The sequence below is a fragment of the Oleiagrimonas citrea genome, from assembly GCF_012395255.1.
In the GTDB taxonomy this organism is placed as follows: domain Bacteria; phylum Pseudomonadota; class Gammaproteobacteria; order Xanthomonadales; family Rhodanobacteraceae; genus Oleiagrimonas; species Oleiagrimonas citrea.
In genome coordinates this window covers 302229-315010 of sequence record NZ_JAAZQD010000004.1, presented here as the reverse complement: position 1 = coordinate 315010, position 12782 = coordinate 302229, and the positions used below count along the sequence as shown (strand labels likewise).

General features: G+C 66.9%; 7 protein-coding genes. 3 read left to right on the top strand and 4 right to left on the bottom strand.

The window, feature by feature from the left end; genetic code table 11:
• Positions 1-8 precede the first annotated feature (8 nt).
• The 3 genes from HF690_RS11380 to sucC all read right to left on the bottom strand — a co-directional run bounded on the left by HF690_RS11380 (position 9) and on the right by sucC (position 3905).
• A complete protein-coding gene (locus HF690_RS11380) occupies positions 9-1658 on the bottom strand; it encodes an NAD+ synthase (RefSeq protein WP_168609521.1) in 1650 nt (549 codons plus the stop codon).
• 200 nt (positions 1659-1858) lie between these two features.
• Complete coding sequence (gene sucD / locus HF690_RS11375; protein ID WP_113063706.1) at positions 1859-2731, bottom strand: succinate--CoA ligase subunit alpha; 873 nt, start codon at positions 2729-2731, stop codon at positions 1859-1861.
• Between the two features lie 13 nt (positions 2732-2744).
• A complete protein-coding gene (gene sucC, locus HF690_RS11370; RefSeq protein ID WP_113063707.1) occupies positions 2745-3905 on the bottom strand; it encodes an ADP-forming succinate--CoA ligase subunit beta in 1161 nt (386 codons plus the stop codon).
• A gap of 284 nt (positions 3906-4189) precedes the next feature.
• Between sucC and HF690_RS11365 the strand changes: the two genes are divergently transcribed.
• A complete protein-coding gene (locus HF690_RS11365) occupies positions 4190-5785 on the top strand; it encodes a sensor histidine kinase (RefSeq protein ID WP_168609520.1) in 1596 nt (531 codons plus the stop codon).
• Between the two features lie 27 nt (positions 5786-5812).
• Here HF690_RS11365 and HF690_RS11360 read toward each other — a convergent pair whose 3' ends face one another.
• Entirely contained in the window at positions 5813-6772 is a 960-nt protein-coding gene (locus HF690_RS11360; RefSeq protein ID WP_113064012.1) for a LacI family DNA-binding transcriptional regulator, read from the bottom strand.
• A 302-nt stretch (positions 6773-7074) separates the two neighbouring features.
• On the opposite strand from HF690_RS11360, the gene pgmB reads away from it, so the two are divergent.
• Entirely contained in the window at positions 7075-10095 is a 3021-nt protein-coding gene (pgmB, locus tag HF690_RS11355) for a beta-phosphoglucomutase (protein WP_168609519.1), read from the top strand.
• A 77-nt stretch (positions 10096-10172) separates the two neighbouring features.
• A complete protein-coding gene (locus HF690_RS11350; protein WP_168609518.1) occupies positions 10173-12683 on the top strand; it encodes a TonB-dependent receptor in 2511 nt (836 codons plus the stop codon).
• The last annotated feature ends 99 nt before the right edge of the window (positions 12684-12782 follow it).

The window sequence follows — 12782 nt, the reverse complement described above, 5'->3', positions numbered from 1 at the left end:
GGTTCGGATCACTTCCATCCCGATGTGATCGGATAGCGCCGCTCGCGACCGAACGCGCGCGGCGTCACCTTCGGACCCGGCGGCGACTGGCGGCGCTTGAACTCGTTGCGCAGCACCAGCGTCGCCACGCGACCGACGGTCTCGGCGTCGAAACCGGCGGCAACAATGTCCGCGCGCGACTGCTCGCGCTCGACGAAACGCTCCAGGATCGCATCCAGCTCGTCATAGGCCGGCAGCGAATCCTGGTCGGTCTGATCCGCGCGAAGCTCCGCGGACGGCGGCCGTTCGATCACGGCCTCGGGAATCACCGCACCCTGGCGGTTCCGCCAGCGCGCCAGGCGGTAGACCTGCGTCTTGTAGACATCCTTGATCGGCGCATAGGCGCCGCACATGTCGCCGTACAGCGTGGAATAGCCGACTGCCATCTCGCTCTTGTTGCTCGTCGCCAGCAGCAGTCGACCGTGCTTGTTGGACAGCGCCATGAGCAGCGTGCCGCGGATGCGCGCCTGCAGGTTCTCTTCGGTCAGGTCGGCCGGCTTGCCGGCGAAGACCGGCGTCAGCGCACCGATCATGGCTTCGAACGCCGGCTCGATGGCAACGGTTTCGTACCCAACGCCCAGGACCTCGGCCTGCGCGCGCGCGCCATCCAGAGACAATTGCGAGGTATAGCGCGAGGGCAGCATCACCGCATGCACCCGCTCCGGGCCCAGCGCATCCACTGCCAGCGCCACCGTCAACGCGGAATCGATGCCACCGGACAACCCCAGCAGGACACCGGGGAAGCCATTCTTGGTCACGTAGTCGCGGATGCCCCACACCAGGCCGTCGTACAGCGCCTGCTCGGGATCGTCGCCGGCCTCGGGCCAGTCCTCCGCGACGAAACGACCACTGGAGGCATCATAGCGGGCCGACAGCAACGCCTCGCGGAACGCCGGCGCACGCGCGGCGACGCGGCCGTCCGCATCGATCAACAACGAGGCGCCGTCGAACACCACATCGTCCTGGCCGCCGACAACGTTGACGTAGGCAATGCCCACGCCATGCCGCTTCGCCTGACGCTGCAGCACGGCCAGCCGCTCGGCCTGCTTGCCCGTGTCGTAGGGCGAGGCGTTCGGCACCACCAGCAGCTGCGCGCCCGCCGCGCAGGCCGCGTCGACCGGCGCGTCGATCCACACGTCCTCGCAGATCAGCAGCCCCACGCGCACGCCGGCGATGTCCATCACATGGGGATCGGTGCCGGGCGTGAAGTAGCGTTTCTCGTCGAACACGCCGTAGTTGGGCAGCGCGTGCTTGGCGTAACGAGTCCGCTCCGCGCCGTCGCGCAGCAGACTCAACGCATTCAGCAGTGGACGCTGGAAGGCGTGCTCGTCGGCCGTGTGCGCCACGGCGCGCGCTTGCGCGGGGTGGCCGATCAGCACGTCGACGCCGAAGGTCTCGCGCGCGACACGCTCCATCGCCGCATCGCAGGCCGCGATGAAACTGGGACGGCGCAGCAGGTCGTCCGGCGGATAGCCGCTGATGGCCAATTCGGGGAAGACCACCAGATCGGCGCCGGCCTCGCGCGCACGGTGCGCCAGTTCGATCGCGCGCGCGCCGTTGGCGTCGACCGCGCCGACGGCGAAATCATGCTGGGCCAAAGCGAACCGCAGTACTGCCATGTCAGGGGTGCTCAGCTCTGTTCGGTGCAGGCGGCATGATAGCCACTATGCCTGCCTTGCGTGGGCCAGGCGCGCCGCGGACGAACGACCTGCACGACACGCAGGCCGTGCAATGCAGGCCCGATGGGCGCCGCGCCGCATACGCGAAGGCCGCGGGCAAGCCGCGGCCTTCGTCCATCATCCATCGATCGGACGATGACTTACTTCATGCGCTCGGCCAGGGCCTTGCCCAGGTCGGCCGGCGACTTGACCGTGGTCACGCCTGCCTTCTCCAGCGCGGCGAACTTGGCCTCGGCCGTGCCCTTGCCGCCGGAGATGATGGCGCCGGCATGGCCCATGCGCTTGCCCGGAGGCGCGGACGCACCGGCGATGAACGACACCACCGGCTTGGTCACGTACTCGGAGATGAACTCCGCCGCGTCTTCCTCGGCGCTGCCGCCGATCTCGCCGACCATGATGATGCCCTCGGTCTGCGGATCGTCCTGGAAGCGCTTCAGGCAGTCGATGAAGTTCATGCCCTGGATCGGATCGCCGCCGATGCCGATGCAGGTCGACTGACCCAGGCCCTCGTTGGTGGTCTGGAACACGGCTTCATAGGTCAGCGTGCCCGAACGCGACACGATGCCGACGTTGCCCGGCGTGTGGATATGACCCGGCATGATGCCGATCTTGCACTCGCCCGGGGTGATGATGCCGGGGCAGTTCGGGCCGATCAGCACGGTTTCCGGATGCGCATCCAGCACGTTGCGCACGCGCAGCATGTCCAGCACCGGAATGCCCTCGGTGATGGCGACGATGACTTCGATGCCGGCGTCGATGGCTTCCAGGATCGAGTCGGCCGCGAACGGCGGCGGCACGAAGATCACGGACGCATTGGCGCCGGTCTCGGAAACGGCTTCCGAGACGCTGTTGAAGACCGGGCGCTCCAGGTGCGTTTCACCGCCCTTGCCCGGAGTGACGCCACCGACGATCTGGGTGCCGTAGTCGATCGCCTGTTCGGCGTGGAAGGTGCCCTGCTGGCCGGTGAAGCCCTGCACGATCACCTTGGTGTTCTTGTTGACAAGTACGCTCATGCCTTGATGCTCCTCACTTCGCCGCGGCGACGGCCTTCTGCGCCGCGTCGTTGAGATCGTCGGCCGGCGTGATCGCCAGGCCGGAGTTGGCCAGCAGTTCGCGGCCCTTCTCGACGTTGGTGCCCTGCAGGCGCACGATCACGGGGATCTGCAGGCCCACTTCCTTGACCGCGGCAATGATGCCCTCGGCGATCAGGTCGCAGCGCACGATGCCGCCGAAGATGTTGACCAGGATGGCACTGACCTTGTCCGAGGACAGGATCAGCTTGAAGGCCTCGGTCACGCGCTCCTTGGTGGCGCCGCCGCCGACGTCGAGGAAGTTGGCCGGCTCGCCGCCTGCCAGCTTGATGACGTCCATGGTGGCCATGGCCAGACCCGCGCCGTTGACCATGCAGCCGATGGTGCCGTCCATGGTCACGTAGTTCAGGTTGTGCTGCAGCGCAGCCGCCTCGGCCGCATCTTCCTGGGTCAGGTCGCGCATGGCCTTCAGGTCGGCATGGCGGAACTCGGCGTTGTCGTCGGAGTTCACCTTGCCGTCCAGCGCGGCCAGACTGCCGTCCTCGAGCACCGCCAACGGGTTCAGCTCGACCAGCGACAGGTCCTTCTCGTTGAACAGCTTGTACAGGCCCATCATGATGCCGGTCAGCTGACGCACCTGCTTGGCGTTCAGGTCCATCGCGAAACCGATCTGGCGGCACTGGTACGGCTGCAGATCCTCGACGTAGTCGATGGCAATCGTGTGGATGTCCTCGGGCGTGTCCTTGGCGACCTGCTCGATGTCCACGCCGCCGTGCTTGGAGGCGATGAAGGAGATCGACTTGGTGTCGCGGTCGACCAGCACCGACAGGTACAGCTCGCGGGCGATGTCGGTGGCGTCGGTGACCAGCACCAGGTTCACCGGAAGCGCGCGGCCGCCGGACTGGTAGGTTTCCATGTTGGTGCCGAGCATCGCTGCCGCGGCGGCCTTGACCTCGTCCAGGCTCTTGCAGAACTTGACGCCGCCGGCCTTACCGCGACCGCCTGCGTGGATCTGGGCCTTGACCATCCACTGGCTGCCGCCCAGGGCCTTGGCGGCCTCCACGGCGGCGTCGGCCGAATCGGCCACCTTGCCCGGCGGCACGGTCACACCGTACTGCGCGAACAGCTCTTTTGCCTGATATTCGTGAAAGTTCATTCGATACCTCGAACGTTCGTGGAACGCGCAGTCGGGCGGCGGGCGCGGAGAGCGCGGGCACGGCGACGGCGATGGATGCACGGCGGCGGGAATGGGCGGAAAGCCCTGGCGAATCCGCGCGCGACAGCCCACTATTGTCCAAGAACCGCCGCGCGATGGAAAGGGGCCTTTGCGCATACGTGCTGTCGAACACGCGCTCAAACGCCCGGCACGGCTATACTTCAGCGAGATTCAAGCCGCCCTCAGACGGCGCCTGCTCCACTGCCTCACGCCACGGGAATCGTATGTCCAGCGCCAGCATGGCTCGCCGCGAACTGTATTTCCTCAACTGGTTCCGACTCGCCCAGGCCCTGGTCTACGGCCTCCTGGCCTACGGCGCCACCGGCAGCAAATGGCTCAACCCCGACCACCCCGCAGTGGCACAGATCGTGGCCATCGTCGCCGTCGTCTACGCCGTCATCGCCCTGCTGCGCACCCGCGCCTGGCTGACGCGCCCGGTGCTGTATACCTCGGTAGCGATCAGTCTGGACATTCTCATCGCCATCGCAGCAGTCCTGGCGATGCACAACGCGCGCATCGGCATCGCCATGATGCTGATGGTCAATCTGGCCGGCGCCGCACTGGTTCTGCCGATGCGCCTGGCGCTGTTCTTCGCGGCGGTAGCCGCGCTGGGGCTGCTGGCACAGGTCTTCTTCGCCACCAAGTTCAACGGTTTCGACGGCGAGCTACTGGAAAGCGCGCTGTTCGGCATCGTCTACCTGGCCGCTTCCGGCATGTGCAATATCCTCGGCCGGCAGATGCGTGCCTCCGAGGAGCTGGCCCAGCGCCGCGGCCTGGATCTGGCCAACCTGGCCCAGGTCAACGAACTGATCATCCGCCGCATGAAGACCGGCGTGCTGCTGGTCGACGATGGCAATCAGGTGCACCAGTTCAACGAATCGGCCTGGATGCTGCTCGGCAGTCCGCCGATGAACCAGCGCGACCTGGGCACGCTGGCGCCGGAGCTGTCCCGCCGCCTGTTCCACTGGCGGCATTACGACAAGCTGGACGAGACCGCCATCGCACTGGCCGAAGGCGTCCCGGAAGTCGTGCCGCGCTTCACGCGACTGGCCGCCAACGACGATTCCAACATCCTGATCTTCCTCGACGACACGTCACTGGTCTCGCGCCGCGCCGAGGAGCTGACGCTGGCCTCGCTGGGCCGCCTTTCGGCGTCGATCGCGCACGAGATCCGCAACCCGCTGGCCGCGATCCGCTATTCGGCGCAGCTATTGGCCGAGTCCGAGGATCTGGTCGACGCCGACCAGCGCATGGTCGAGATCATCAACAACCATTGCAGCCGCCTGAACGAGATCATCGAGAACATCCTGCAACTGTCCCGCCGCGAGCGCTCGCGGCCGGAGACATTGGACCTCAACGCCTGGGCACTGGATTTCGTCGAGGAATACTCCGAGAGCAACGACCTGGGCAGCGATTCGCTGCGCGCCATCGTGCAGCCGACGGCGGTCGAGGCGGTGATCGATCCGCAGCACCTGCAGCAGGTGATCTGGAACCTGGTGCAGAACGCCCTGCGCTACGGTCGCATGCCCGGCGAGCCGGCGCGGGTGATGCTGATCTCGCGCGCCGCCAGCGACGCCGGCCCGCCGCTGCTCGAAGTCGTCGACCGCGGACCGGGCATTCCGACCAAGGTTGCCGCGCAGATCTTCGAACCGTTCTACACCACGCACGAATACGGCACCGGCCTGGGCCTGTACCTGTGCAAGCAGATGTGTGACGCCAACCAGGCCGAACTGGAATACGTGCCGGTCGCCGGCGGCGGCAGCTGCTTCCGCATCACCCTGGCGCCGCCGGCGCAGGCGCCGGTCTCCAGCGACAGCTGATCGCGCCCCGACCCAGGCGATGTGACGCTAGGTCGAACGCACCACCAGCGTCGTCGGCAGCATTTCCGACTCGGCCGGCTTGCCCTCGACCAGTGACAGCACCTTGCGCGCCAGCAGCATGCCGCCCTCCTGCCAGTTCTGCCGCACCGAACTCAGCGGCGGCAGGAAGCTGGCGCCCAGCGGTGAATCGTCGTAACCGACCACGGACACGTCGCTGGGCACGTGATGCCCCAGCTCGACCAGCGCGCGGATCGCGCCCATGGCGAGCAGATCGCTGCAGGCGAAGATGCTGTCGAAACGCACCTTGCGCCGCGCCAGCGAATGCACCGCGTCGACGCCCGACGACAAGGTGAATTCGTCACGCCGCAGCAGCAGCGGCTTGATGTTGTGCCGCGCCAGTTCATCAACGAAACCGTGCAGACGCTCGGCGATCTCGGGATGGTCCGGGTTGCCGATGAACACCGGATGGCGCCGGCCGATCGAGACAAAGCGCTCGGCCACCGAAATGCCGCCGTGTCGGTTGTCGCTGCCGACCACGACATGCTTGTCGCTTTCCGACTTCGCGCCCCACACCACCATGGGCAACCCCAGCTTGTCGTACAGGCGCACGGCCTCCTGCCGCACACCCTGGCCCAGCAGGATCACGCCGTCGGCGGCCTGCACGGCGGCGGCGGTCGATCCCTGACGGGTCGTGAGCAACACGCTGTAGCCGGCCGAAGTCAGCTCCTGGGAAATACCACCCAGCAAGGTCAGCGGGTACGGGTCCCACATGGTGCGGTCACTGCTGGGCATCATCTCGACGATGACCGCGATGGTGTGACTGCGACGCAGGCGCAGATTGCGCGCGTTGACGTTCAGTTTGTAACCGTGCTCGCGCGCCAGCTCCTGTACGCGGGTACGCGTGCGGATGTTCACCAGCGGGCTGTCCGACAACGCGCGGGAAACGGTGATCTTGGATACGCCGGCCAACTCGGCCAGATCGGCCATGGTCAGGCCCGGACGTGGTGCGCTGGGTTGTTTCTTCTTGCTTCGTGTCAACGGTCTATCCCGGATACCCGATCCGTGGCCGGACGGCCCCGCCAGCCAGTATTACCGTTCGCGCCGCTTCCGTCCATGGCTTCCGGCACATGCGCCGGCGTTGTTTTCCGCATGGCCGGCGAGAAATGATATCGATAACTTGATATCGATATCATTCGGACGTATGCTCGCCGATTATTCACGGGGTGGGGATGCTTTCGTGGCATGCACTCACCCGAACCAGACATCGGAACCGGGGAGCAGACGAAGACATGCACGAGGCCACGACGCCCGACGCCAGCGACGCCTTGGAGACCCAGACGGCATCGATCGATCCATGGCAGTTCGTTCGCCGTCGTAGCGACCGCGCCGGTTTCGCCCAGGACGAAAGCCTGTTCGCCCTCGCCAACGGCCACCTCGGCGTGCGCGCCGGGCTGGAAGAAGACCGCGGCGCCAGCCACGGCAGTTTCCTCAGCGGCGTATGGGAACGCACGCCGATCGAATACCACGAACGCTTTCCCGGCTTCGCCCGCACCACGGACACGCGCCTGCCCATCGCCGACGGCATCGGCATCGCCCTGGAGCTGAACGGTGAAGCCGTGGACCTGGATGCCGGCGAATGGCTCGACTTCGAGCGTCGCCTGGACCTGCGGCATGGGCGCTACCACCGCCGCCTGCGCTGGCGCTCGCCGCAGGGTGCCACGCTGGAGATCGAATCCGAGCGCCTGGTTCCGTTGCAGCACCGAGCCGCGCTGGCAATCCGCTACCGGGTGCGTTCGGTGGACTTCACCGGCACGCTGACACTGCGCTCGCAGCTGAAAAGCGCGCGCGACGCCGCCGAGCAGGGTGACGACCCGCGTTTCGGCACGCGCGTCGAAGGCGGACTGCGCGTGACTGACCTCGGCGTGCACGAGGCCAGCGCATGGCTGACCCAGCGCACCACGCACAGTGACATCCAGCTGGCCTGCGCGCAGTGCCACCGCAACGCGGACGAAGCCCAGCTGGATCAGGGCGCGGAAACCGTGGGCCAGACCTTCACGCACCACCTCGCCCCCGGCGAAGCCGTGACGCTGGAGAAATACGTCGCCTACGCCTGGACTCGCCCCGGCGAAAACGTTGAAGCCAGTGAACTGGCCGACCGGGCCATCGCCGACGTGGAAGCAGTCGCCGCCGAAGGCTACGACGCGCTGTGCCAAGTCCAGTCCGATCAGATGCAGCGCTTCTGGGATGCCGCCGATCTGGCCATCGACGGTGATCCGGCCACCGAACAGGCGCTGCGCCTGAACCTGTTCCACGTGTTCCAGTCGACCTGCCGCGATGGCAGCGCCAGTGTCGCCGCCAAGGGCCTGACCGGCGAGGGCTATGAAGGCCACTATTTCTGGGACGCCGAAGTCTTCATGCTTCCGGCGATGCTGGCGAGCGCCCCGGCGCTGGCCCGCAGCATGCTCGAATACCGCCATTCGGTGCTCGAACCGGCCCGTCGCCACGCTCGCGAGATGAATCACCCGCGCGGCGCGCTGTTCGCCTGGCGCACCATCAGCGGCGACGAGAGCTCGGCTTATTTTCCCAGCGGCTCGGCGCAGTACCACATCAATGCCGCCGTGGCGTGGGCACTTCGCGCCTACGTCGAGACCACCGGCGACGAAGCGTTTCTGATCGACTGCGGCGCGGAGATGCTGTTCGAGACCGCGCGCGTCTGGCTCGACGTGGGCCATCACGATCCGCGACGCGGCCACGCCTTCTGCATCGCCGCAATCACCGGTCCCGACGAATACACCGCCCTGGTCGACAACAACCACTACACCAACCGCATGGCGCAGCGGCATCTGCGCTACGCCGCCGAGGTCGCCGGCTGGCTCGCGGAAAATCACCCGGACGCCCATGCTGCTCTCGCTGCACGCATCGACCTGCGCGAAGACGAGGCCGGGCAGTGGCGACGCGCCGCCGACGCCATGTACCTGCCCGTGGACGAGGCCACCGGCGTGTTCCCGCAGGACGACACCTTCCTCGACAAACCGCGCCTGCCCCACCGCGACGACGGCGGCGAGAAGCATCCGCTGCTGCTGCGCATGCATCCACTCACCCTGTACCGCCACCAGGTCTGCAAGCAGGCCGACGTGGTGCTGGCGCTGGTGCTGGCCGGCGAGCACGTGGACCGCATCGCCAAGCGCCGCAATCTGGAGTACTACGAGGCCGTCACCGTGCACGACTCGACGCTGTCGGCCTCGACCTTCAGCGTACTGGCCGCCGACGTCGGCGATGTCGAGAAGGCGCACCGTTACTTCCTCGACACCCTGCGCGTGGACCTCGACGACTCGCACGGCAACGCCGCGCATGGCGTGCATCTGGCCGCCATGGCGGGCAGCTGGCAGGCCCTGGCCTGGGGTTTCGGCGGCCTGCGCCTGCATGCCGACCACCCGATTCTGGCGCCGCGTCTTCCCAACGCGTGGAACGGCTACCGCTTCGGCCTGACCTGGCACGGCGCACGGCTGCGTGTCGCCGTCGATGCGCATGGCGCGCACTACACCCTGATCGAGGGCGACCGCCTGCGCATCGAACACCACGGCGAGACACTGGACCTGCGGGGCAACCACACCGTGTCGCGTCCGCTGCCCGCCGCGGCACCTGCGCCGACCGTCTTCCCGCGCCGCTTCGAGGCCGTCGTGTTCGACCTGGACGGCGTGATCGCCGACACCGCGGGCGTGCACGAAGCCGCCTGGCGCCGCCTGGCCGCGGAGATCGACGTGCCGCTGGCCGACGACATCGGCGAACGCCTCAAGGGCGTGGATCGCCGCGCCTCGCTGGACATCGTGCTGGAACAGGCCCCGCGCGCGTTCGACGACGCCGAGCGCGAGGCACTAGCGGCGCGCAAGAATGGCTACTACCGCGAACGAATCGAGCAGTTCGGCCCGCAGGACCTGCTGCCCGGTGCCCGCGAGGCGATCGCCTCGGTGCGCGCGGCCGGACTCGGCATCGCACTGGCCTCGGCCAGCCGCAATGCGCCGCTACTACTGGAACGCCTGGGCATCGCCGACCTGTTCGACCACGTCGTCGACGCCAACCGCATCCGCCATTCCAAGCCCGACCCGGAAATCTTTCTCGCCGCGGCGGCCGGCCTGGGCGTCGCCCCGTCCGCCTGCCTCGGCATTGAGGACGCGGCGGCCGGCGTCGCCAGCATTCGTGCGGCCGGCATGTGCGCCGTCGGCATCGGTTCGTACGAGACGCTCGGCGACGCCGACGCCGTCCTGCCGAGCATCGCCGCATTCGACCTAGGAGCTTTCGCGACGCTGTAGTCGAACGTCGCTCGTGACCGGATTCGCAACACCCACAACCACACTAGACACAACAGAACGATTGGGGAGGTAGCACCATGCAACGCCAAACTCGCTTGACCCGACTGGCTCTCTCGGCCGCCATCGTCGCGGCGCTGGTCTCCGCGCCCGCCTTCGCGGCGGACAGCGGCCAGAGCACCGCAAGCACCGCGCAGAACACGCAGCAGAAGGCGAACGCCAAGACCACGCAGGACCTCGAACAGGTCGTGGTCACCGGCGCACCGACCTATGCCGGCGTGAAGAAGATCGACGCCAGCTTCTCGATCACCACCGCCAACGACACCGAGATCAAGAAGGCGAACCCGTCCAGTTCCGCCGACTTGCTGAAGATCGTCCCGGGCATCTGGGCCGAGTCCAGCGGCGGCCAGACCGGCGCCAACATCGAGCTGGCCGGCTTCCCGGGCGGCGGCGACGCGCCGTTCGTGACCTTCGCCCTGAACGGCTCGGCGGTGTATCCGACGCCGACGCTGTCGTTCATGGCCAACGGCTCGCTGTTCCGCATCGACGACACCATCCAGCGCGTCGAAGTACTGCAGGGCGGCCCGTCCACCGTCTACGGCAACGGCCAGATCGGCGCCACCGCCAACTTCATCCTGCGTCAGGGCACGGCCAAGCCGAGCGGCGACATCGGCGTGACCTACGGCTCGGAAGGCCTGTACCGCGTCGACGGCTTCTACGGCGGCAAGCTTTCGGACAACTGGTTCTTCAGCGTCGGCGGCTTCTACCGCACCTCCGACGGCGTGCGTTCGCCGCAGTTCCCGGCCGACGAGGGCGGCCAGCTGACCGCCACGCTGTCGCGCGATTTCGACAACGGCGACATCATGTTCTACGCGCGTTCGCTGAACGACAAGAACCTGTTCATCACCGACGTGCCGGTGCGCGTCAGCGCCGACGGCAAGAGCGTGTCGCAGTTCCAGAACTTCGATCCGCTGACCGGCACCTTCGCCAGCAACGAGCTGCGCTCGGCCAACTTCCAGGTGTCGCCCGGCAACCCGCCCGGCTCCATCAATGCCGATCTGGCCAAGGGCCGCGGCAGCGACATCCACATGTTCGGCTCCAACCTGAACATGTACTTCGACAACGGCTGGACGCTGAGCAACAAGTTCCACGTCACCGCCGGCCACATGCCGACCAACGCGCTGTTCAACAACTTCTCGCCGGAATCCTTCAGCCAGTATCTGAATGGCGAGATCGCCAACACCAACGGCAACCCGGACATCGTCACCGCCGCCGGCGGCATGGCGACAGGCGGCAGCGGCACCTACGTCAACGGTGGCGGCATGGTCGATCCGAACCAGGCCGTGGCCTCGCTGGGCTTCTGGGTGGTCGACAAGAAGATCCGCTCGTTCTCCGACGAGTTCCGCCTCAGCACGCAGCTGTCGGACAACAACACCCTGACCATGGGCACCTATCTGGCCAGCTACTCGTCCGATGACCACTGGTACCTGGGCAACAACATGCTGGTCACGGCCGAGAACAACGCGCGCCTGATCGACGCTTCGCTGAACAACGGCGTGCAGCTGTCGCGCAACGGCGTCATCAGCGGACCGTTCTATGCGCTGACCGAGAACTGGAGCGGCCGCAACGTCGCCGGCTACATCTCCGACCAGTGGACGCTCGGCAAGTGGACCCTGGACGCCGGCTGGCGCGTCGAGCACCAGAAGGCCGACGGCACCGTGTCCAACGACACCAGCATGGACCTGGACGGCAACCCGCTGACGGCCTACAACAACAATACCGCCGTGGAGAACGGCTCGTTCACGCCGATCAGCTACTCGCACACGCACGGCTCCTGGACCGTCGGTGCGAACTACGAGATCACGCCGCACATGAGCGTCTACGGTCGCGTCAACGAAGGCGTGCATTTCCCCGGCTTCGACGACTTGCGCAGCGGCCAGGCCAACGTGCAGCGGATCAAGAACTTCGAAGCCGGCTTCAAGTTCCAGAACCGCCAGTTCTACACCAGCCTGACCGCGTTCCGCCGCATCTTCTCGGGCGTGCCGTACCAGCAGTTCACCGCCGACGGCAACAACGTCACCAGCATCTACGGCGCCAGCTCGCACGGCCTGAACTTCACCGCGCGCTACAGCCCGACGCGCAACCTGTCGTTCGACCTGACCGGCAACTGGCAGGACAGCGTGTACGCGCACTACTACTCGGCCGCGGTCGGCACCTCGCCGGGCTTCGACTACAACGGCAACGTGCTGCAGCGCCAGCCGCGCCTGCAGTTCCGCTTCACGCCGGACTACGACATGCCGACCAGTTGGGGCGATCTGAACATGTTCGTGACCTACACGCATGTCGGCTTCCGCTACTCCGACATCGGCAACTCGCAGCCGCTGCCGTCGTACTACACGCTGGGCGCCGGCGTGGTCGCCAACGTCGGCCAGCATCTGCAGTTCCGTTTGCAGGGCAGCAACCTGACCAACCAGATCGGCCTGACCGAGGGCAACGCTCGCGTGACCGATTCGGGCGTCAGCAACGGCCTGGAAATGGTGCGACCGATCTTCGGCCGCGAAGTGTTCCTGCAGGCCAAGTACAAGCTCTGATCGCGGGTCTCCCCCGCTTTTTCCCCGGACGCGTCCCCGAACGCGTCCGGGGCTTCCTCTTCCTGCGGCCCCGCCGCCCGATTCTCCGCGTGACGCCAG